This is a genomic window from Pseudomonas synxantha, from assembly GCF_900105675.1.
GTDB lineage: Bacteria > Pseudomonadota > Gammaproteobacteria > Pseudomonadales > Pseudomonadaceae > Aquipseudomonas > Aquipseudomonas synxantha.
In genome coordinates, this window is sequence record NZ_LT629786.1 from 5530749 (window position 1) to 5553178 (window position 22430).

At 60.7% G+C, this 22430-nt stretch carries 21 protein-coding genes; 12 read left to right on the forward strand and 9 right to left on the reverse strand.

Features of this window, described 5'->3' with window-relative positions:
* Window positions 1–18: 18 nt before the first annotated feature.
* Entirely contained in the window at window positions 19–147 is a 129-nt protein-coding gene (locus BLU48_RS32530) for a hypothetical protein (protein ID WP_255320511.1), read from the forward strand.
* Between the two features lie 155 nt (window positions 148–302).
* On the opposite strand, the gene BLU48_RS25650 is transcribed toward BLU48_RS32530, so the two are convergent.
* From BLU48_RS25650 to bioB, 6 genes are all read right to left on the reverse strand, one after another.
* Window positions 303–584: a hypothetical protein gene (locus tag BLU48_RS25650; RefSeq protein ID WP_046069815.1), complete on the reverse strand. Its 282-nt coding sequence runs from the start codon at window positions 582–584 to the stop codon at window positions 303–305.
* 106 nt (window positions 585–690) lie between these two features.
* Window positions 691–1371 (reverse strand): dethiobiotin synthase, encoded by a 681-nt coding sequence (gene bioD / locus BLU48_RS25655; RefSeq protein ID WP_057022930.1) that lies wholly within the window; start codon window positions 1369–1371, stop codon window positions 691–693.
* On the reverse strand, window positions 1368–2180 hold the full coding sequence (gene bioC, locus BLU48_RS25660) for a malonyl-ACP O-methyltransferase BioC (protein WP_057022929.1): 813 nt from the start codon (window positions 2178–2180) through the stop codon (window positions 1368–1370). Before bioC ends, bioD begins: the two co-directional genes overlap by 4 nt.
* The gene (locus BLU48_RS25665) at window positions 2173–2904 is read right to left on the reverse strand and encodes an alpha/beta fold hydrolase (protein WP_057022928.1); all 732 of its coding nucleotides are present in this window, start codon (window positions 2902–2904) and stop codon (window positions 2173–2175) included. Before BLU48_RS25665 ends, bioC begins: the two co-directional genes overlap by 8 nt.
* A complete protein-coding gene (gene bioF, locus BLU48_RS25670) occupies window positions 2897–4078 on the reverse strand; it encodes an 8-amino-7-oxononanoate synthase (protein ID WP_057022927.1) in 1182 nt (393 codons plus the stop codon). The genes BLU48_RS25665 and bioF overlap by 8 nt, the downstream gene beginning before the upstream one ends.
* Before the next feature lie 76 nt (window positions 4079–4154).
* Window positions 4155–5210, reverse strand: a complete 1056-nt coding sequence (bioB, locus tag BLU48_RS25675; protein ID WP_043049742.1) for a biotin synthase BioB — start codon at window positions 5208–5210, stop codon at window positions 4155–4157.
* Between the two features lie 91 nt (window positions 5211–5301).
* Between bioB and BLU48_RS25680 the strand changes: the two genes are divergently transcribed.
* The 5 genes from BLU48_RS25680 (at window position 5302) to rarD (ending at window position 11051) form a co-directional block, all read left to right on the forward strand.
* The gene (locus BLU48_RS25680; RefSeq protein ID WP_057022926.1) at window positions 5302–6039 is read left to right on the forward strand and encodes a ComF family protein; all 738 of its coding nucleotides are present in this window, start codon (window positions 5302–5304) and stop codon (window positions 6037–6039) included.
* Window positions 6040–6096: 57 nt separating this feature from the next.
* Window positions 6097–6861 (forward strand): TOBE domain-containing protein, encoded by a 765-nt coding sequence (locus BLU48_RS25685; protein WP_057022970.1) that lies wholly within the window; start codon window positions 6097–6099, stop codon window positions 6859–6861.
* 79 nt (window positions 6862–6940) lie between these two features.
* Window positions 6941–8839, forward strand: a complete 1899-nt coding sequence (locus BLU48_RS25690; RefSeq protein WP_057022925.1) for a PhoX family protein — start codon at window positions 6941–6943, stop codon at window positions 8837–8839.
* Between the two features lie 169 nt (window positions 8840–9008).
* Entirely contained in the window at window positions 9009–9983 is a 975-nt protein-coding gene (locus tag BLU48_RS25695) for a serine/threonine protein kinase (RefSeq protein ID WP_034116112.1), read from the forward strand.
* A 183-nt stretch (window positions 9984–10166) separates the two neighbouring features.
* The gene (gene rarD, locus BLU48_RS25700; protein ID WP_046069823.1) at window positions 10167–11051 is read left to right on the forward strand and encodes an EamA family transporter RarD; all 885 of its coding nucleotides are present in this window, start codon (window positions 10167–10169) and stop codon (window positions 11049–11051) included.
* Between the two features lie 222 nt (window positions 11052–11273).
* Here rarD and BLU48_RS25705 read toward each other — a convergent pair whose 3' ends face one another.
* Entirely contained in the window at window positions 11274–11786 is a 513-nt protein-coding gene (locus tag BLU48_RS25705) for a glycine cleavage system transcriptional repressor (RefSeq protein ID WP_057022924.1), read from the reverse strand.
* 267 nt (window positions 11787–12053) lie between these two features.
* Between BLU48_RS25705 and BLU48_RS25710 the strand changes: the two genes are divergently transcribed.
* Complete coding sequence (locus BLU48_RS25710; RefSeq protein WP_057022923.1) at window positions 12054–14231, forward strand: malate synthase G; 2178 nt, start codon at window positions 12054–12056, stop codon at window positions 14229–14231.
* A gap of 65 nt (window positions 14232–14296) precedes the next feature.
* Here BLU48_RS25710 and BLU48_RS25715 read toward each other — a convergent pair whose 3' ends face one another.
* Both BLU48_RS25715 and BLU48_RS25720 read right to left on the reverse strand, forming a co-directional pair.
* Window positions 14297–14725 (reverse strand): hypothetical protein, encoded by a 429-nt coding sequence (locus BLU48_RS25715; RefSeq protein WP_057022922.1) that lies wholly within the window; start codon window positions 14723–14725, stop codon window positions 14297–14299.
* 128 nt (window positions 14726–14853) lie between these two features.
* A complete protein-coding gene (locus BLU48_RS25720) occupies window positions 14854–15300 on the reverse strand; it encodes a response regulator (protein ID WP_057013953.1) in 447 nt (148 codons plus the stop codon).
* Between the two features lie 244 nt (window positions 15301–15544).
* Here BLU48_RS25720 and BLU48_RS25725 point away from each other — a divergent pair, with 244 nt between their 5' ends.
* The 5 genes from BLU48_RS25725 to BLU48_RS25745 all read left to right on the forward strand — a co-directional run bounded on the left by BLU48_RS25725 (window position 15545) and on the right by BLU48_RS25745 (window position 22389).
* On the forward strand, window positions 15545–17467 hold the full coding sequence (locus BLU48_RS25725) for a putative nucleotidyltransferase substrate binding domain-containing protein (protein WP_057022921.1): 1923 nt from the start codon (window positions 15545–15547) through the stop codon (window positions 17465–17467).
* Entirely contained in the window at window positions 17464–18171 is a 708-nt protein-coding gene (locus BLU48_RS25730; protein ID WP_057022920.1) for a 3'-5' exonuclease, read from the forward strand. The genes BLU48_RS25725 and BLU48_RS25730 overlap by 4 nt, the downstream gene beginning before the upstream one ends.
* Window positions 18172–18269: 98 nt before the next feature.
* Window positions 18270–18788: an RNA polymerase sigma factor gene (locus BLU48_RS25735; RefSeq protein WP_043049751.1), complete on the forward strand. Its 519-nt coding sequence runs from the start codon at window positions 18270–18272 to the stop codon at window positions 18786–18788.
* Window positions 18785–19753, forward strand: a complete 969-nt coding sequence (locus BLU48_RS25740) for a FecR domain-containing protein (RefSeq protein WP_057022919.1) — start codon at window positions 18785–18787, stop codon at window positions 19751–19753. Before BLU48_RS25735 ends, BLU48_RS25740 begins: the two co-directional genes overlap by 4 nt.
* 206 nt (window positions 19754–19959) lie before the next feature.
* Window positions 19960–22389 carry a TonB-dependent siderophore receptor gene (locus tag BLU48_RS25745; protein WP_057022918.1) on the forward strand — a complete coding sequence of 810 codons (2430 nt, stop codon included), beginning with the start codon at window positions 19960–19962 and terminating at the stop codon, window positions 22387–22389.
* Window positions 22390–22430 lie beyond the last annotated feature (41 nt).

The window sequence follows — 22430 nt, forward strand, 5'->3', positions numbered from 1 at the left end:
CAACCGCGTGGATTTGTTATGGCGGTCAAACAGGTGTTTGAAACATACGTTTACCACCCAGGGTTGTCAAGCATCGGCCAGATGCCGTTTGTCTTGATGCAGGTCATCGTCAGGCACGGCAAGGCCCGCGGCAAGACGCCACGCTAAATTGAGTGCAGAGAGTGATCAGGGCTAGGCAAGAGAAAAAGGTGGGAGGGGGCTTGCTCCCGATAGCGGAATGTCAGTCAGTACTTTTGTAACTGACCCAGCGCTATCGGGGGCAAGCCCCCTCCCACTTTTTGAACTACGTACATGAAAGAGGATCAGGCGTAGGTGTCGATCAAGGTGCCAAGCATTTCATTCGAAGCCTTCGCGACTTTCGCCCCCAGCTCCACTTGAAACTTGCCCTGGGCCATTTCCACCATATTGCTCGCCGAATTGGATGGCTGGGCGCGGTCGCTGGCTTGCAGACGATCACTTTGTGCACCCGATGGCTGGGTCGTCGCGGCGCTGGCAATCTTGCCGGCCGCCTGGTCGACGCGGTTCTGCCCGGCCTGAATGCTGTTCAGTCCCGAATAAAACGCGCTGCTGCCAGAGATTTCCATGGCGTAAACCTGCCTTTAGAGAATCGTGAAGTTGGATTGAAGCAGACATCTTGGCAAAAGGCCCGTCAAAAACACTAATGGCACATTGCCTTAGTGATAGCCAAAATCAGTCAAGCAGGTCCAATTCAAGGTATTCGGCCACTGCAGCCGCCCCGGCGTGCTTGAGTTTCGGCACTCTTCCCAGGCAAGGCGCCGGCAAGCGCTCAGCCAGGGTGGCGAGGTTTTCTTCCAGACGAGAGGTCTTGGGGTCGATGATGTTCGCCACCCAACCCGCCAGCGGCAAGCCGTCCCGTGCGATGGCTTCGGCGGTAAGCAATGCATGGCTGATACAACCCAGGCGCACCCCAACCACCAGGATCACTGGCAGCTTGAGCGCCATGGCCAGGTCCGACAAGTTGGCCTGGTCAGCCAAGGGTACGCGCCACCCGCCCGCGCCCTCGATCAAGGTGAAATCCGCGCCACGGGCCAGGACTTGCTGCATCGGCTTGAGCAACGATTGCACCGTCAACGCGACACCTGCCTCGCGTGCGGCCAGATGAGGCGCGATAGCCGGCTCGAATGCTACCGGGTTGACCTCTGCATAGCTCAGCGGCACTGAACATTCGGCCAACAGCGCCAAGGCATCGGTGTTGCGCAACCCTTGGGCAGTCAGTTGGCAGCCCGACGCCACCGGTTTTCCGGCTGCGGTACTTTTACCTGCCAGCCTGGCGGCATGCAGCAGGCCAGCCGCGATAGTGGTCTTGCCCACATCGGTGTCGGTGCCGGTGATGAAATAAGCGGCGCTCATGCAGGTTTCTCCAATACGGCATACACCACTTGGTAGGTGGCAGGCAGGCCATGGGCCTGACGCAACTGCTCGTAAGCATCGACCAGTGCCACCATCCGTGCGCGGCCCGTCAACCCTCCCGGGCGGCCCGGGTTGAGGTTATGGGCGCCCAACGCCTTGAGTTCGTGGGTCAGGCTGCGCACATCCGGGTAATGCAGCACATGGGGCTGTCGCTCCAGGCTCATCACCCGCAAGCCACTGATCGCACACAGTTGTTGATAAGCCTCGAAGGTGCGGAAGCGGTTAACGTGGACCAGGCCATCCGCCGCCCGCCAGCTTTCGCGCAGTTCATCCAGCGTGCCTGTGCACAGGCTCGCGAAGGCCAGCACACCGCCCGGTCGCAGTACGCGATGAGCTTCACTGAGTACTGCATCGAAATTTGCGCACCATTGCACCGCAAGGCTGGAAAAGAGCAATTCGATGCTGTCAGCCTTAAGCGGCAAGCGTTCCGCATCACCGGCAATGAAGTGCTGCGCACCGCCCAAAGGCCGCGCATGGTTGAGCATGCCTTCGGCGATATCCAGCGCGATGCCTTCGCTTGCAGGCAAACGCTCACCCAGTACCCGGCTGAAGTAGCCCGTGCCGCAGCCCATATCCAGCCAGCATTGTGGCGAAAGGTTGGGCGGCAAACGGCTGAGCAATTCATGCCCCACCGCCCGCTGCAACTCGGCCACGCTGTCGTAGCTGGCCGCTGCACGGGAAAACGAGGCCGCGACCTGGCGCTTGTCCGGCAAGGCGCCCGGCAGGCAAGGATGGGATAAATCAGTCATCAACACACTCATGCAAAAAAGCCTGGATGGCCCCCGCTACACCGTGGGGGTCTTCCAGGAGAAACGCGTGACCGGCCTGTTCAATCAGGCCGACTTCTACATCGGGGAGCAAGGCCAGCAGATCACTGGCGGCTTCGGCAGGCACCAGCCCATCCAAGCCGGCAAACAAATGCAACTGCGGCCCGCGAAATGCCTGCAAGGCGGCTCGGGTATCCAGTTGGGCCAGCAGTTCCAGGCCAGGCATCAAGACACTGGGGAGTGTATTCGGCGCACCGCTGACCAGCAGCCGCGACAGTCCGCGGGGGTCTGCGGCGCCCTTGGCGCACAGCAGGCCGAAGCGCTTGAGGGTGACCTGGGAGTCGGCATGGCAGCCCGCCAGGAATGCATCAAAGGACTCGGCCGGCATCCCGTGGGGCCAGCTGTCATGGGCGACGAAACACGGATTGCTCGCCAGGGTCAGCAAACCGCAGCAACGCTCGCCGCGCCGCGCCGCCAGCTCTGAAGCGAGCATGCCGCCGAGGGACCAACCACCGAGCCAGACGTTGTCCGGCAGCGTCGCATCGAGCTCGTCGAGCCATTCACCCACATCACTGGAATCCAGCACCGGCAAAGGCTCGATCTGTACCCGCAGATGCTCGTTCAGGCCGTGCAGTGCAGCGGCCAGCGGCTCCAGCGGTGACACACCGAGCCCCCAGCCGGGCAGCAATATCAGTCGATTACGCATGGTCGGGCTCCGAGGCGCCTAACAAGCGGAAACACTCTTCCAACCCGTTCAACAATAGCTGCACCTGCGCCTCGCTGTGGGCCGCCGTTAATGTCACCCGTAAACGGGCGGTGCCGGCGGGCACCGTAGGCGGGCGGATCGCAGTGACCATCAGGCCACGCTCGCGCAGCATTTGCGACAGGCGCAACGCCCGGGCGCTGTCGCCAATCAGGATCGGCTGGATCGGCGTAAAGCTGTCCATCAACGCCAGGCCCATCTGCTCGGCGCCCTGGCGGAACTGGCGGATCAACCCGTTGAGGTGCTCGCGGCGCCAATGTTCATGGCGCAACAGTTCCAGGCTTTTCAGGGTGGCGCAAGCCAGTGCCGGGGGTTGGCTGGTGGTGTAGATATACGGGCGGGCAAACTGGATCAGGCTTTCGATCAACTCATCGCTGCCAGCCACAAATGCCCCGGCGGTGCCGAAGGCTTTGCCCAAGGTGCCCACCAGCACCGGCACGTCCTCCTGGCTCAAGCCGAAATGCTCGACGATGCCACCGCCCTGGGCGCCCAACGGACCGAAGCCATGGGCGTCATCCACCATCAGCCAGGCACCTCTGGCCTTGGCTTCACGGGCCAGTGCGGGGAGGTTGGCCAGGTCGCCGTCCATGCTGAACACGCCATCAGTGACCACCAGCGTATTGCCGCTGGCCTTCTCCAGGCGCTTGGCCAGGCTGTCGGCGTCGTTATGTAGGTAGCGATTGAAACGCGCCCCTGACAGCAAGCCGGCATCCAGCAATGACGCGTGGTTGAGGCGATCTTGCAGCACCGTATCGCCCTGCCCCACCAATGCCGTGACCGCGCCGAGGTTGGCCATGTAGCCGGTAGTGAACAGCAGTGCACGCGGGCGCCCGGTCAAATCAGCCAGGGCTTCTTCCAACTCATGGTGCGGCGTGGCGTGGCCCACCACCAGATGCGAAGCGCCACCGCCCACGCCCCAACGGGCCGCTCCGGCGCGCCAGGCCTGGATCACCTGCGGGTGATTGGCCAGGCCCAGGTAATCGTTATTGCAGAACGCCAACAATGGCTGGCCATCCACCACCACTTCGGGCCCTTGAGGGCTCTGCAGCAGCGGGCGTTGACGGTACAGATGTTCGGCACGGCGGGCAGCGAGGCGCGCGGCGAGATCAAAAGACATGCTGGCCTCGATTTGGCGGGTTCAACTGGATCAAATAATGTGGGAGCAAGCCCCCCACATTTGGATCCCATTTCAATCAGACGACAGCGTTGTAGAACTGCTCGCTGCTCTTTTGCTCCACCAGCGCCTGCTCGATCGCCGCCTGGTGCACTTCATCAGCGTGCTCTTCGCGAGCTTCAGGCAGGATGCCCAGGCGTGCAAACAGTTGCATGTCCTTGTCGGCCTGCGGGTTGGCGGTGGTCAGCAGTTTGTCGCCGTAGAAGATCGAGTTGGCGCCGGCAAAGAACGCCAGGGCCTGCATCTGCTCGTTCATGGCCTCGCGGCCGGCGGACAGGCGCACGTGGGATTTCGGCATGAGGATGCGTGCCACCGCCAGCATGCGGATGAAATCAAAGGGGTCGATATCGTCGGCGTTCTCCAACGGCGTGCCGGCAACCTTCACCAGCATGTTGATCGGCACCGACTCCGGGTGCTCGGGCAGGTTGGCCAACTGGATCAGCAGGTTGGCGCGGTCGTCAAGGGACTCGCCCATGCCGAGGATGCCGCCCGAGCAGATCTTCATCCCCGAATCACGCACATAAGCCAGGGTTTGCAGGCGCTCGCCGTAGGTGCGGGTGGTGATGATCGAGCCGTAAAACTCCGGCGAGGTATCGAGGTTGTGGTTGTAGTAATCCAGGCCGGCCTGAGCCAGGGCTTCAGTCTGGTCCTGGTCGAGGCGCCCGAGGGTCATGCAGGTTTCCAGGCCCATGGCCTTCACGCCTTTGACCATCTCCAACACGTAGGGCATGTCCTTGGCCGACGGGTGTTTCCACGCCGCGCCCATGCAGAAACGCGTCGAGCCGATGGCCTTGGCGCGGGCAGCCTCTTCGAGGACCTTTTGCACTTCCATCAGCTTTTCTTTTTCCAGGCCGGTGTTGTAGTGGCCCGACTGCGGACAATATTTGCAATCTTCCGGGCAGGCGCCGGTCTTGATCGACAGCAAGGTCGATACCTGCACGCGGTTGGCGTCGAAATGCGCGCGGTGCACGGTCTGCGCCTGGAACAACAGGTCATTGAATGGCTGCACGAACAGGGCTTTGACTTCGGCTAAGGACCAATCGTGACGCAGGGTGGCAGAGGTGCTGGCGCTCATGGGCGATTCCTTGATTATGCTTTGGCAAGCGCTGCGGGAAGGGTAATACCCACAGGCACGACACGGATGCCGGCATATTTAAGGAAGAATCATGCACTGTCAACCTGACCACAAACGACAAGTTTACATCTGGTCAAAAAACATACAATCCTGCCTGATTTGCGATGAAAGCACTCAGTCAGCCGAAGATATATGCAACGTCTGCGAAACAGACCTGCCTTGGCTAATGGAGCAGTGTGAACGCTGCGCCCTGCCCTTGCCGATGGATGGCTTGATTTGCGGGCAGTGCCAAAGGCATTCACCCGCTTTCCAGCAGGTCGTCGCGCCTTGGACCTATAGCTTTCCCATCGACACCCTCATCAGCCGCTTCAAGCACCAGGGCCGTTGGCCGCTGGGACACATGCTGGCACGCCTGCTGGGGCAACACCTGCAACACCGCTTCGACAACGCTGAACTCGACCGACCCGACGGCCTGCTGCCGGTGCCCATGGCCCGCAGACGCCTGCGCGAGCGCGGCTTTAACCAAGCGTTGATGGTGGCCCGCTGGCTCAGTAAAGCCCTCGAGATTCCCTATCATGAACATGCGTTATTACGCCCTTATGAAACCGTCGCGCAGCAAGACCTGGATGCCAAGGCCCGCAAATGCAACCTGCTCAACGCTTTTGCCCTGGCACCCGACGCCCACGTAGCAGGGCAACATCTGGCGTTGGTAGACGACGTACTCACCACCGGCGCCACGGCCCACAGCCTGGCGCGGCTGTTGATAGGTGCCGGCGCACGCCAAGTCGACGTCTATTGCCTGGCACGTACACCAAGGTCCAGCGTCTGACTTGACTCCCCTGCGCCAGGACGGCAACGTCCGCTCATCTCATCCAGACGTATGCCCATGTCCCTGCCCAACCCCCTCAACCAGCACATCATCCGTCGGCCCCAGCGCATTGCCTTGCTGGGGCATATCGCCGAGCAGGGTTCCATCACCCGTGCGGCCAAAAGCGCCGGGTTGAGTTACAAGGCTGCTTGGGACGCCATCGACGAACTGAACAACCTGGCGCAAAAACCGCTGGTTGAACGCAGCGTCGGCGGCAAGGGTGGTGGCGGCGCCAAGCTGACGCAAGAAGGTGAACGGGTGTTGCGCCTCTATCAGCGCCTGCAAGTGTTGCAGGCCGAAGTACTCGGCTCGGACGAAGCGGCCAGCGACTTCAACCTGCTGGGCCGCTTGATGCTGCGCACCAGTGCGCGCAACCAATTGCACGGCCAGGTCAGCGCCATCGACAGCCATGGCCGCAATGACATGATTGGCCTGCAGTTGGCCGGCGGTCTGCATCTGGACGCACAGATCACCCACGACAGCACCCAACGACTGGAACTGCAGGTCGGCGTGGAGGTGGTCGCCCTGATCAAGGCCGGGTGGCTCGAATTGCTGGCGATCGGGCAGCCTGAAACACCTGGACACAATTGCATGGGCGGTGTGATCGAGATGATTCTCGACGCCGAAGATGGCCCCAGTGAGGTGCGTGTCGCCCTGCCCAACGGCCAGGTGCTATGCGCGCTGGCACCGCCCGCTGCACTCCAGGCCCTTGACGCTGCCGAGGGCCAACCGATCCGCGTGCAATTCGCCCCCAGCAATGTGTTGCTTGGCACGCCGGTATAGCGGGCCAAAGTCTTCGAACTGCAACAATTTGGTCACAAGCGCTGCTTAAGGTGTCTGCAAAAACCGCAGGGAGCCTGAGATGAGCCTATTAGAAGAAAACCAAGCCACCGACCTTGAACAGATGGTCGGCCTCACACGTCGCCGCTTTATTGGCGCAGGCGCCCTGTGCGGCGCGGCGATGTTCCTGGGTGGCAACCTGCTGAGCCGCAGCGCCCTGGCCGTGAACGCCGCCTCCGCCAGCCCATTGCTGGGCTTCACCAGCATTGCCGCTGCCACCAGCGACACCATCACCCTGCCTCCGGGCTACAGCGCTTCGGTGCTGATCAGTTGGGGCCAGCCATTGCACAAGAACGCGCCGGCTTTCGACCCGTCCGGCAATGGTACGGCCAAGGCGCAGGAACAACAGTTCGGCGACCACAACGACGGCATGAGCCTGTTTCCCTTCCCGGGCGACAACGGCCGCGCGCTGATGGCGATCAACAACGAGTACACCAACTATCGATACCTCTTCGCCCACGGCGGTGCACCGCAGTCAGCTGAAGAGGTACGCAAGGCCCTGGCCAGCGAAGGCGTGTCGGTCATCGAAGTGCGGCGCAAGGGCGACACCTGGCAGTTCGTCCAGGATTCGCGCTACAACCGGCGCATCCACGGCAACACACCGATCCGTTTGAGCGGCCCCGCCGCCGGCCATGACTGGCTGAAAACCCGCGCCGACAAAAGCGGCAAGCAAGTCCTCGGCACATTCCAGAACTGCGCCAACGGCAAGACCCCCTGGGGCACCTACCTGACCTGCGAAGAAAACTTCACCGACTGTTTCGGCAGCAGCAACCCGCAGCAAGCTTTCGACGCCGGGCAGAAGCGCTACGGCGTGGTAGCCGCCAGCAAAGACATCAACTGGCACCCGCACGACCCACGTTTCGACATGGCCAAGAACCCCAATGAACTCAATCGCCATGGCTGGGTGGTGGAAATCGACCCATTCGATCCGCAATCCACTCCGGTCAAGCGCACGGCACTGGGTCGCTTCAAGCACGAAAACGCCGCCCTCGCCGAGACCCGCGACGGCCGCGCCGTGGTGTACATGGGCGACGATGAGCGCGGTGAGTTCATCTACAAATTCGTCAGCCGCGATCAGATCAACCACGACAATCCGAAAGCCAATAAAGACCTGCTCGATCACGGCACCTTGTACGTGGCCATCTTCGACGCAGGCGACGGCGATGCCGATCATCCCAAGGGCAAAGGCCAATGGGTTGAACTCACCCATGGCAAAAACGGCATCGACGCCGGCAGCGGTTTCGCCAACCAGGCAGAGGTGCTGATCCATGCGCGCCTGGCCGCCAGCGTAGTGAAAGCCACGCGCATGGACCGCCCGGAATGGATCGTGGTCAGCCCCACCGACGGCCAGGTCTATTGCACCCTGACCAACAACGCCAAGCGTGGCGAAGACGGCCAGCCGGTGGGCGGGCCCAACCCACGGGAGAAAAACGTCTACGGCCAGATCCTGCGTTGGAGGGCCGACGCCGATAACCACGGCGCCACGGACTTCACCTGGGACCTGTTCGTGGTGGCCGGCAACCCTGGCGTGCACGCCGGTACGCCGAGGGGCGGTTCATCCAATATCAACCCCCAGAACATGTTCAATAGCCCCGACGGTCTGGGTTTCGACAAAGCTGGGCGCCTGTGGATCCTGACCGATGGCGACTACAGCAATGCCGGCGACTTCGCGGGCATGGGCAATAACCAGATGCTGTGTGCCGACCCGAGCACCGGGGAAATCCGCCGTTTCATGGTTGGGCCGGTGGCGTGTGAGGTGACAGGAATCAGCTTTGCGCCGGATCAGAAAACCTTGTTTGTGGGGATTCAGCATCCGGGTGAAACCGGTGGTTCGACCTGGCCGGAGCATTTGCCCAATGGCAAGCCGCGTTCGTCGGTGGTGGCGATTCGGCGGGATGATGGTGGTGTTGTCGGCGCCTGACAGGGCCTCATCGGGGGCAAGCCCCCTCCCACAATTCTGAATTGCGAATACATTCAAGTGTGTGAGGGAGCTTGCCCCCGATTGCAATAGCACAGCCACCACCTATCCCAGCCCCGGTGCGTTACCATACCCGGCCCGACGCGGCGCCCTGCTGCGCGCAGGAGTTCGCATGGCCCACCCGTTTGAAACCCTCACCCCTGACTTGGTCCTCGACGCCGTTGAAAGCATCGGTTTCCTCAGCGACGCACGCGTATTGGCGCTCAACAGCTACGAAAACCGCGTGTACCAAGTGGGTATCGAAGACGCCGAGCCGCTGATCGCCAAGTTCTACCGGCCCCAGCGCTGGACCAACGAGGCAATCCTTGAAGAACACCGCTTTACCTTCGAACTGGCCGAATGCGAAGTACCGGTAGTAGCGCCGCTGATTCACAACGGCGAAAGCCTGTTCGAACACGCAGGTTTCCGCTTCACCCTGTTCCCGCGCCGTGGCGGCCGGGCGCCTGAGCCAGGCAATCTTGATCAGCTCTATCGCCTCGGGCAATTGCTGGGCCGTTTGCACGCAGTGGGTTCCACCCGCCCGTTCGAACACCGTGAAGCTCTGGGTGTGAAGAACTTTGGTCACGATTCCCTCAACACCTTGCTCGAAGGCAACTTCATTCCCAAAAGCCTGTTGCCGGCCTATGAATCCGTGGCCCGCGACCTGCTCAAGCGTGTGGAAGAGGTTTATAAAGCCACGCCGCACAAGAACATCCGCATGCACGGCGATTGCCACCCCGGCAACATGATGTGCCGCGACGAGATGTTCCATATCGTCGACCTGGACGATTGCCGCATGGGCCCGGCGGTGCAAGACCTGTGGATGATGCTCGCCGGCGACCGCCAGGAATGCCTGGGCCAGCTGTCGGAACTGATGGATGGCTACCAGGAATTCCACGATTTCGACCCGCGCGAACTGGCCCTGATCGAACCCCTGCGCGCTCTGCGCCTGATGCACTACAGCGCCTGGCTGGCACGCCGCTGGGATGACCCGGCGTTCCCCCACAGCTTCCCGTGGTTCGGCAGCGAGCGGTATTGGGGCGACCAGGTGCTGGCGTTGCGTGAGCAGCTATCGGCCCTCAATGAAGAACCCCTCAAACTCTTCTAACCGCTTTTGCTTTTAATGTGGGAGGGGGCTTGCTCCCGATAGCGGATTATCAGGTGCCATATTTCTCAACTGACAGTCCGTATCGGGAGCAAGCCCCCTCCCACATAAAGCAAAGCGGGCCCCACTGCTGCACAAATATCCTTACAATCGCGCTTTGTTAGCTGCCTAAGCAAGGATTCTGCAATGCAAGCCGCCAACCCTCGCAAGGGGTACATCCTGGGCCTGAGTGCCTACGTCATCTGGGGTCTGTTCCCGCTTTACTTCAAAGCCATTGCCAGCGTACCCGCCGCCGAGATCATCGTGCACCGTGTGCTGTGGTCAGCGCTGTTCGGCGGTTTGCTGCTGATGGTGTGGAAACATCCCGGCTGGTTCCGCGAGTTGCGCGACAACCCCAAGCGCCTGGCGATCCTGGCCCTCAGCGGTTCGTTGATTGCGGCTAACTGGCTGACCTACGTATGGTCGGTGAACAGCGGGCGTATGCTCGAGGCCAGCCTGGGTTACTACATCAACCCGCTGGTGAATGTACTGCTGGGCATGTTGATCCTCGGTGAACGCTTGCGTCGCCTGCAATGGATAGCAGTGGGCCTGGCGGCGGTGGGCGTGGCGCAACAGGTCTGGCAGGTTGGCAGCTTGCCGTGGGTGTCGCTGGTGCTGGCGTTGACCTTCGGTTTCTATGGCTTGATACGCAAGCAGGCGCCGGTCAAGGCATTGCCCGGGCTGGTGGTGGAGACCTGGATGCTGGTGCCTATTGCCGTGGCGTGGTTGCTGTTCAATCCGTCGGCCCACAGTGCGCAACTGGAATTCTGGAGTACCTCCGAAGCCTGGTGGCTGGTGGCCGCAGGCCCGGTCACGCTGATCCCGCTGGTGTGCTTCAACGCCGCCGCTCGGCATTTGCCCTATACCGCACTGGGCTTTTTACAATACGTCGCGCCGACCCTGGTGCTGCTGGAAGCCGTATTGCTGTTCGGCGAACACTTGGCGCCGGCCACACTGATGGCATTCGCCTTTATCTGGGCCGGCCTGGTGGTGTACAGCCTGGATGCCTGGCTGAGCGTGCGCAAACGCTGATCAAATAACGTACAAACCTCCGCAAGCCACGGACTTCGTGGCTTGCAGCGTTTCACCCCAAGGTTATCCACAACCTGATCCCCGCCATGTGTGCACAAGTCCTTGAAACTGCTCGTTTTTTGCTCAACTGACGGAGATGCACGGCCGGCGTGGGCTGGCGTCGGATTTCTACAGGTTATCCACAGCCCCATGCAAGTTTTCCATGCATAACCCTGTGTATCGTTATTCCTCCTGACGCAACTCCACCATCAAGTCATCGGCCAAGGTTTCCAGCGATGCTTGCAAAGTCTCCAGCGACAGGCTCGCTGGCACCTGCAACAACGCCTCGGCGTTAAACAGCGGATCGCCGCTCATGGGCGCCGGGCGCACATCGGTACTCAGGCGTTCCAGATTGACACTCTGCTGACTCAACAGCGCGGTGATCTCGCGCACGATGCCCGAGCGGTCATTGCCCACCAAGGTCATCAGGATTGGCTTGGACGCCGCCGCCTGCCCGCTGCTGCCCTCACCCACCAGCACGCGAATACCGTGTGTGGATAAGTCCTCCAACGCCGCGGCCAACGCTTGGTGTTGCTCGGCCGGCACGCTGACTCGCAGGATCCCGGCAAACTGCCCCGCCATATGAGCCATGCGGCTTTCCAGCCAGTTACCGCCGTGGGCGGCAATGGTCTGGGCGATGCGTTCCACCAGTCCGGGTTTGTCGGCAGCGATAATTGTGAGTACAAGATGGTCCATGGCAACGCCCTCTGGAATTCAATCTACAAGGTGGACCCGGGAGCCCTCGAAAACAAATCGTGTACCATTTTTAGATTTATCTGGAACAATCTAATAGTTTTTTGAGAACATCTGGTTCTCCGCTGTGACCGTACGACCAAAGTGGGTCGCTAAACGACGTATTTAGTCTAATTTTCACAACCGCAAATCATCATGTAGTATGCCCAACCGTGCACTACATAATGAAAATCTGAAAAAGCGCATAAGCTCCGCAGAGTGAGGCAAGCAATGACTGAACACGTTCAAGTCGGTGGCCTGCAGGTCGCCAAAGTCCTGTTCGACTTCGTGAACAACGAAGCCATTCCCGGTACCGGCATCACTGCCGACCAGTTCTGGGCCGGTGCCGACAAGGTTATCCACGACCTGGCACCGAAGAACAAAGCCCTACTCGCCAAACGCGACGATTTCCAGGCGCGGATCGATACCTGGCACCAGACCCACGCGGGCCAGGCGCATGACCCGGTGGCCTACAAAGCCTTCCTGCAAGACATCGGATACCTGCTGCCAGAAGCCGCAGACTTCCAGGCCTCGACCCAAAACGTCGACGACGAAATCGCGCACATGGCCGGCCCCCAGCTGGTAGTGCCGGTGATGAATGCCCGCTTCGCCCTTAACGCTTCGAATGCGCGCTGGGGTTCGCTGTACGACGCCTTGTATGGCACCGACGCCATCAGCGAAGCCGATGGCGCCGAGAAGGGCAAGGGCTACAACAAAGTGCGTGGCGACAAGGTCATCGCCTTCGCCCGTGCGTTCCTCGACGAAGCCGCGCCGCTCAGCGCCGGCAGCCACGTTGACTCCACCGGCTACAAGATCGTCGATGGCAAGCTGATCGTCAGCCTCAAGGGCGGCAGTAACAGCGGCCTGCGCGACGATGCGCAATTGATCGGCTTCCAGGGCCCGGCGGCCGAGCCGATTGCGATCCTGCTCAAGCACAACGGCCTGCACTTCGAGATCCAGATCGACGCCAGCACCCCAGTCGGCCAGACCGACGCGGCCGGCGTCAAAGATGTACTGATGGAAGCCGCGCTGACCACCATCATGGACTGCGAAGACTCCGTCGCCGCCGTGGATGCCGATGACAAGGTGGTGATCTACCGCAACTGGCTCGGCCTGATGAAGGGCGACCTGGCCGAAGAAGTCGCCAAGGGCGGCAAGACCTTCACCCGCACCATGAACCCTGATCGCGTGTACACCGGGGTGGATGGCCAGGACGTGACCCTGCACGGCCGTTCGCTGCTGTTCGTGCGCAACGTTGGCCACTTGATGACCATCGACGCGATCCTCGACAAAGACGGCCACGAAGTGCCGGAAGGCATTCTCGACGGCCTGCTCACCAGCCTGGCGGCGATCCACAGCCTCAATGGCAACAACACGCGCAAGAACAGCCGTACCGGCTCGGTGTACATCGTCAAGCCGAAGATGCACGGCCCGGAAGAAGCCGCGTTCACCAACGAGCTGTTCGGTCGCATCGAAGACGTGCTGAACCTGCCACGCAACACCCTCAAAGTCGGGATCATGGACGAGGAGCGCCGCACCACGGTCAACCTCAAGGCCTGTATCAAGGCGGCCAGCGAGCGCGTGGTGTTTATCAACACCGGCTTCCTCGACCGCACCGGCGATGAAATCCACACCTCCATGGAAGCCGGCGCGATGGTGCGCAAGGCAGCCATGAAGGCAGAGAAGTGGATCGGCGCCTATGAGAACTGGAACGTCGATATCGGCTTGAGCACGGGCCTGCAAGGTCGTGCACAGATTGGTAAAGGCATGTGGGCGATGCCCGACCTCATGGCAGCGATGCTCGAACAGAAAATCGCCCACCCACTGGCCGGCGCCAACACCGCCTGGGTGCCGTCACCAACCGCCGCGGCGCTGCATGCGCTGCACTATCACAAGGTCGATGTGTTCGCCCGTCAGGCCGAACTGGCCAAGCGCGAACGTGCGTCGGTGGACGACATCCTCGCCATTCCGCTGGCCAGCAACACGGATTGGTCTGAAGAGGAGATCCGCAACGAACTGGACAACAATGCCCAGGGCATCCTTGGCTATGTGGTCCGTTGGATCGACCAGGGCGTTGGCTGTTCGAAAGTGCCGGATATCAACGACATCGGGCTGATGGAAGACCGTGCCACCCTGCGTATCTCCAGCCAGCACATCGCCAACTGGTTGCGTCACGGCATTGTCAATGAAGCCCAGGTGATGGAAAGCCTCAAGCGCATGGCGCCGGTGGTGGACCGCCAGAATGCCGGTGATGCGTTGTACCGCCCACTGGCTCCGGATTTCGACAGCAACATCGCGTTCCAGGCGGCGGTGGAGTTGGTGATTGAGGGGACCAAGCAGCCTAATGGGTATACCGAGCCGGTGTTGCACCGCAGGCGTCGGGAGTTCAAGGCCAAGAATGGGCGTTGAGTAAACGCTGAAAGGAAGAAAGCCCTGTTCGTGAGATCAGGGCTTTGTTCTTATTAGGAGGGCTATCAATTAAAAACAAAAGTGGCTTCACCTGTGCCGTTACTCGTGAGTTCTTGTCCTTCATATTCAAATTTCAAATTCACGTAGTTAATATAATTTATATACGTATCTGGCGAACCTGCGTCTTTGGAAACAACAAAAAACTTTCCAGACGTCGGCTTTATAAAGTAAACGCCATTTTCGTCTCTATAATCAATGTTTCCTCGATGCTTATCTTCATCCCGTGGAAAGTCGAACTCGTACGGCTCGTCCCGCGGAAACAGTGTGTTCCCATACTCAGCTGTCAACGACCCGGCGCCTTCCATGATGACCACAAAATGTCTCAAGCTTGCTCCTACATTAGAAGATTTTAAAAAGCGCGCCTTTCCATCCCTGAGAATTAGAATATTTGCGTTGTCGCTGGCGGCTTGAGCAGTAGGTGTTTGAATAGGCATAACGAGCTCCTTTGGAGGGTATAAGGTCCCGGCTGACGACCAGAACTCTCCAGTGCAGTAGACTCGCTGACCAGCTGCTTGCCTACTGTGAGAATTGACAGTTCAAACAAGGAAAAGATAAGCGGTAGTTATTGCACCATTCCCAACTCCCGCTTCACCAACTTCGCCAACTTCACGCTATCAATCGGCTTGAGCAAGAAATCCACCACGCTCAAATGCATCGCATCAATCACATCCGGCGCTTCCGCGTCCCCTGACATGATGATGATCGGCAACGCCGCACGCGTCGACTCACGCACCTGGCGAATCAACTCCAGGCCATTGCTGGGCTGCATGCGCAGGTCAGTGATCAGCAAACCGATGGAGCTGCTGGACTTCAACAAATCCCACGCCTTCTCACCACTGTCGGCGGTCATGCAGCGAATACCGTCCAGGCCCAGGATCTCCGCCAGCAGTTCACGCGCATCCTTGTCGTCGTCCACGATCAACACGCGTTGTGGCGGTAAATCAGGCTCCAGCATCACGGCGCTCAGCGCCTCGCGCTCGGCATCACTCAAAATATCGTGGTCGGACATACGTTTCTCAGCAATTCTCATCAATCTCCCAGCACAGATGTCAGACATCGTCGGAAGGGCGAACAATGTGCACTTCGTCGGAAAGTTTGCCTAGTGGGCGTTCTACGGGGTTCGGACGATAGTCATGTAAGGTTTTTCCCTAGTTTTGTGCGGTTTTCATCAACCTAGACTTACGTCCAATGGGCACCCGCCGTGCAGGCGTCGACCATGCAGCACGATAACGACAAAAACTGCGGTCACTGTTATGAGTAAAGCTGATGCATTCGCACAGGCAGGAAAAACTGCGGTGTTGCAGAACATCCACGGCACCCTGCAATTCCTGCAACGCTTCCCGCCATTCAACCAGATGGAGCAGGCGCACCTGGCGTTTCTGGTGGAACAGTGCCAACTGCGCTTCTACGGACCCGGCGACAGTATCCTCAAGCCATCGGGCGGCCCGGTCGAACACTTCTATATCGTCAAGCAGGGCCGCGTAGTCGGCGAACGGCCTGACTCGCAAGAAACTACCTTTGAAATCACCACCGGCGAGTGTTTCCCCCTTGCTGCGTTGCTGGGTGAACGCGCCACCCGTACCGAACACAAGGCCGCCGAAGATACCTTCTGCCTGCAACTGAACAAGCCGGCCTTTATCAAGCTGTTCGCGCTTTCCAGCCCCTTTCGTGATTTCGCCCTGCGCGGTGTCAGCAGCCTGCTCGACCAGGTCAACCAGCAGGTACAGCAAAAAGCCGTGGAAACCCTCGGCACCCAATACTCGCTGAACACTCGATTGGGCGAATTGGCAATGCGCCACCCGGTCACCTGCAGCCCGCACACGCCGCTGTGTGAAGCGGTGACCTTGATGCACGAACAGCAGGTCGGCAGCATTGTGATCGTCGACCCGCACAAGGCGCCCCTGGGCATTTTTACCCTGCGTGATCTGCGCCAGGTGGTGGCCGATGGCACCAGCGATTTCAGCCAGGGCATTGAAGCTCATATGACCCAGGGGCCGTTTTCCTTGAGCCCGGACCACAGCGCTTTCGACGCGGCCATCGCCATGACCGAACGGCATATCGCCCACGTGTGCCTGGTCAAAGACCAGCGCCTATGTGGCGTGGTGTCCGAACGTGACCTGTTCTCCCTGCAACGTGTGGACCTGGTGCACCTGGCACGCACCATCCGCAACGCGCCCAGGGTGGAAAACCTGGTGGCGATTCGCGGTGAAATCGGCCAGTTGGTGGAGCGCATGCTCGCCCATGGCGCGTCGTCCACCCAGATCACCCACATCATTACGCTGCTCAACGACCACACCGTGTGCCGCGTGATCGAATTGACCCTCGCGGAAAAAGGCGACCCGGGTGTGCCGTTCAGTTGGTTGTGTTTCGGCAGCGAAGGTCGCCGCGAGCAAACGCTGTATACCGACCAGGACAACGGCATCCTGTTCGAGGCCAAGGACGCTGTCGAAGCTGCCGAAATCCGTGGCCGCTTGCTGCCCCTGGCGCAGCACATCAACCAGAGCCTGGCGCTGTGCGGCTTCAGCCTGTGCAAGGGCAATATCATGGCCGGCAACCCCGAGCTGTGTTTGTCGCGAGTGGAGTGGGCGCGGCGCTTCGGCGCGTTTATCCGTGAAGCGACACCGGAAAACCTGCTGGGATCGAGCATCTATTTTGATTTGCGCGCGGTGTGGGGCGATGAGCGCGGCTGCGAGCAACTGCGCCAGGGCATTCTCGATCAGGTGGCGGATAACCGCTTGTTCCAGCGCATGTTGGCCGAAAACGCTCTGCGCCAGCGCCCGCCGGTAGGGCGTTTGCGCGAGTTCGTGCTGACCCGCAAAGGGGGCGAGAAGGCTACCCTGGATCTCAAGGTGCAGGGCCTTACACCATTCGTGGACGGTGCACGCCTGCTGGCACTGGCCAATGGCATCCATGCCAACAACACCCTGGAACGCTTGCGCCAGTTGGTGGCCAAGCAAGTGATCGAGCCGCTGGATGGGGCGGCCTATGAAGAGGCCTATCACTTTATCCAGCAGACCCGTATGCAGCAGCACCAATTGCAGACCCGTGAAAACCTGCCCTATTCCAACCGCGTCGACCCCGACAGCCTCAACCATCTGGACCGGCGCATCCTGCGTGAAGCCCTGCGCCAGGCCCAGCGCCTGCAAAGCAGCCTGACCTTGCGGTATCAACTGTGAGTCTGTTCAGTTGGTGGCATAAGAAAAAACCTGGCCTGGATGCGGCGCAACAGCAGCGCCTGGCGCAATTACCCAAGCCTCGCGCCTTGGGCGACGGTTCGTTGCGCAGCCAGCGCTGGGTGGTGGTGGACCTGGAGACCAGCGGCCTGAACCTTAACCGTGACCAGGTGCTGTCCATCGGTGCCGTGGTCATCGAGGATGGTGCAGTGGATTTTTCCCAACTGTTTGAACGCACCCTGCAACGCACCGACACCAAACTCAGCCCCAGCGTGCTGATCCACGGGCTCGGCCCCAGCGCGATCGCTGCCGGCAGCGACCCGGCCGAGGCGCTGCTGGATTTCATGACGTTTGTCGGCGACAGCCCATTGCTGGCCTTCCATGCGCCCTTCGATCAACACATGCTGGGCCGGGCGCTCAAGGACAGCCTGAATTATCGACTGGCCCATCCCGTTCTGGATGTAGCCGACCTGGCCCCTCTGTTGTGCCCCGACGTCACGCTGCGCGAAGCCGGCCTGGACGACTGGCTCAACCACTTCAAGCTTCAGGCAGGCGAACGCCATCACGCCAGCGCCGACGCACTGGCCACGGCGGAGCTGATGCTGATCCTGTTCAGCCGTGCCAGGCAGCAGCAGATCGACACGCCCCATGCCCTGCAAGAGCGTTTGGCCCAATGGAAACGCCGCCAACAAGCGCCATCCTTTTAATGGCATCCCGACAGACGCCAATTGCACCCACCTCACGCCTCTGACACAATCGCGAATAATTCTCGTTAGTTAAAGCCCCTTATTTATTCGGTGATGCCGTGTCGTCGGTCCAGACCCCACACAGTGAGCTTGTTGGCGCGTTGTATCGCGACCATCGCGGCTGGCTGTTGGCCTGGCTGCGGCGCAATGTGGCATGTCCAAGCCGCGCCGAAGACCTCAGCCAGGACACCTTCATGCGCCTGCTGGGCCGGGATGAGCTGCGCGAACCCCGCGAACCCCGCGCGTTCCTAGTGGCCATTGCCAAGGGCTTGCTGTTCGACTATTTCCGCCGCGCCGCACTGGAACAGGCCTACCTCACCGAGTTGATGCTGATCCCGGAAAGCGAACACCCTTCGCCGCAAGAGCAGCACCTGATCCTCGAAGACCTCAAGGCCATCGACCGCCTGCTCGGCAGGCTGTCGAGCAAGGCTCGCGCCGCTTTCCTCTATAACCGTCTCGACGGCCTGGGCCATGCAGAAATCGCCCGGCGCCTCGGTGTGTCGGTGCCCCGCGTGCGCCAGTACCTTGCCCAGGGCATTCGCCAGTGCTACATCGCGCTGTACGGCGAGCCGTCGTGACCGCCGTCAGTGCCAAACCGGTGTCAGCGCGGGTGCTGGATGCCGCGATTGCCTGGCAACTGTCCCTCGACTCGGGCGACGGCAGCGCGGTGGAACGCGAAGAGTTCGCCAAATGGCTGGCCAGCGATGAGGAACATGCCCGCGCCTGGCGCCAATTGGGCATGCTCGACCAGCGTTTCAGCGTGGCCTCGGGCCCGGCGCGGGCGGCATTGCTGCAATCGCGCCAAGGCATTCGCCAACGCGTGCGCAAGCTGGGCCGTGGCCTGGCGAGCATTGTGCTGGTGTGCGGCCTGGCGCTGTTTGCCGGCGAGCGGTACGTGCCGATCCACTATTGGCTGGCAGACCAGCGCACCGCCACCGGCGAGCAACGCACACTGAAACTGGCAGACGGCACGCAGATCAACCTCAACACCCATAGCGCCATTGATGTGCGCTTCGATGAAAAACGCCGGTTGATTGTGTTGCAGGAAGGCGAAATCCTCGTCGAAACCGGCCATGACGATGCACGCCCGTTCTATGTGCAAACCCGCGACGGCAGCCTGCGAGCGCTGGGCACGCGGTTTATCGTCAAGCGCGAAGACGAGGCCACGCGCCTGAGCGTATTGCAGTCCGCCGTGGCCGCCCAGCCTACGGCACTGCATCAGGAACAGGTGTTCAAGGCCGGCCAGCAGGTGCTGATGCGCAGCGACGGCCTGGGCCCGACATCGGCTGTCACCCCGGCCTCCGATGCCTGGACCCGCGGCATGCTGGTGGTCGACAACGCCCGCCTGGGGGATGTGGTCAATGAACTGAGTCGCTACCGCGCCGGCTACCTGGGTGTGGATAACGACGTGGCCGAGCTGCGTATCACCGGCAGCTTCCCCTTGCACGACACCACCCTGGCGTTGAACGCGCTGCTGCCGACCTTGCCCGTGCAGATCAAGCAGCACACGCCGTGGTGGGTGACCGTAGCTGCCAAGCCTTAGATTCTGTGGTGACTGGGCAATCGCCATCGGGGGCAAGCCCCCTCCCACATCGGACGGTATTCACATATCCAAAATGTGGGAGGGGCTTGCTCCCGATGAGGCCCTGAAACGCACCGCAAAAAAATAGTTTCACCCGGCCCTATCACTTTCCGCTTCTCGTTCGGCACCTAGGCAATTGAGAAATATTTCCATTCAGGAGCCGCCTTATGTCCCGCACGCTAGACACCCTGTTGCGCCCCAGCCTGTTAGCCCTGGCCATCGCCCTCGGCACCCCGCTGACCAGCACCGCACTGGCCGCTGCTGAACAAGCCTCCAGCATGCGTGCCTACAACCTGCCGGCCGCGCCATTGGCCGCCACCCTGAACCAGATCGCCAGCCAGGCCGGCCTGGCGCTGACCCTCAACCCGACACTCGCCGCCGGCAAGACCTCGGCCCCGGTCAAGGGCCAGTTCGATGCGCAGGGCGCGTTGCGTGAAGCGTTGCGCGGTACTGGCTTGCAGTTGGAACAAAGCAGTGCGGGCACTTACACCTTGGTGCCGGTTCCGGAAGGCGTCGTCGCCTTGCCGACTACCAATATCACCGGCCAGGACAGCTATGAGAGCGCTTGGGGCCCGGTGGAGGGCTACCTCGCAAAGCGCACCGCCGCCGGCACCAAGACCGATACAGCGTTGGTCGAGGCACCGCGCTCGATCTCGGTGGCCACCCGCGAGCAGATGCAGGACCGTAACGTCCAGAACCTGGACGACGCAGTCAAATACATGCCCGGCATCGTGTCCGCCAGCTACGGCAGCGACACCCGTTACGACTGGATGCGCGTACGCGGCTTCGAGCCGACGCAATTCCTCGATGGCCTGCCGCTGCCACGCGGGGTGTATGCCAACCCTAAAGCCGAAACGTGGAATCTGGATCGCCTCGCCTTGCTGCGCGGCCCGGCCTCGTCGGTCTACGGCCAGACCCCACCGGGCGGCCTGCTGGACATGGTCAGCCGTCGTCCCGGCGCCGAACAGAGCAGCGCCATCCAGGTGCAATACGGCAGCGACAATTATCGCCAGATCAACTTCGCCAGCACCGGCAAGATTGATGACGAAGGCCAGTTTCTCTATGGCCTCAGCGGCGTGGTACGTGATGCCGGTACGCAGGTCGACCATATCGACAACAAACGCTACAACATCGCGCCCAGCCTGACCTGGAACATCGATACCGATACCAAGCTGACCTTGCTGTCGCAGTTCACCCGTGACGATACCGGTGCCACCAGCCAGTTTCTGCCGATAGTCGGCACCAAGATCAAGTCGCCACTGGGTGACGTTTCGCATCATAAGAACCTGGGCGATCCGGATTACGAGTTCTACGACCGTACCTATTACGCACTCGGCTACGCATTCGAGCACCGTTTTAACGATACCTGGCAGTTCAAACAGAATCTTCGTTACACCAAATCAGAATTGTCGTTCCAGCAATTAACCGTAGGTGCCTATGGCTGGGCGCCGGTGGACGCTGCGGGCAATATCGACCGCTCGTCGACCAATGTGGACGAGAACATCGGACAATTGGCGGTAGATAACAACTTTCAGGCCGATTTCGCCACCGGTGACGTCACCCACACCCTTCTGCTCGGACTGGACCACCAGCGTACCGATACCTCGTACTTGTCGATTTACGGGCAGGCCGGAAGAGTCAACATCTTCAACCCGGTCAACACCACGCCGGTTGAACGCCCCGCACGCTCCGGCGCTTTCTACGACTACAACCAGAAAACCATCCAGACCGGCCTCTACGTCCAGGACCAGATGGCTCTTGATAACTGGCGCCTGACCCTGGGCGGCCGTGAAGACTGGGTGCACCAAGGCACCACGTACTTCAACAAAAACGACGCGACCAATACTGACCGCAGCAAGAATTTCAGCGGTAATGCGGCACTGAGCTACGTGTTCGACTCGGGCTTCGTACCGTATATCTCCTACGCCGAATCTTTCCAGCCGGCGAGCAATGCCAGCGCTTCACCTACAGAGTCCTATAAACCCACCGAGGGCAAGCAGTGGGAATTGGGGATCAAATACCAACCGCCGGGCTCGAACACGCTGCTCAGTGCCGCGGTGTATGACCTGACCCAGAAGAACGTTCTGGTCAGCAGTTTCCAGTCCGGTGGAGTGTCTGTCACCGACCAGACCGGCGAAGTGAAGGTCAAAGGCCTGGAGCTGGAAGCCATCTCTGACGTCACCGAAAACCTCAAGGTGATCGCGGCGTATACCCTGGCCAAATCCGAAGTGCAAAGAGGCGACTTCAAAGGCAACCGCCTGCAACTGATGCCCAACCAGCAAGCATCCCTGTGGACCGACTACACCTGGCACACTGGCGCGCTCGACGGTTTCGGCATTGGTTTTGGCGCCCGCTACACCGGCAATACCTACGGCGACCAGGCCAATACCTGGGCCGGCAAAGCCAACGCCTACACGGTGTTCGACGGCACCGTGCACTACGACCTCGGCCGCCTGGACAATAGCCTCAAGGGGGCGTCGGTAAAAGTGAACGCGACCAACCTGTTCAACAAGGATTACATTTCCACCTGCGACGGTTCCTACTGCTACTTCGGCGACCAACGCAGCGTAGTCGCCAGCGCCACGTACCAGTGGTAATCGCTTGAGTTAACCACCAGGCCGTCACCGTGGCGGCCTTG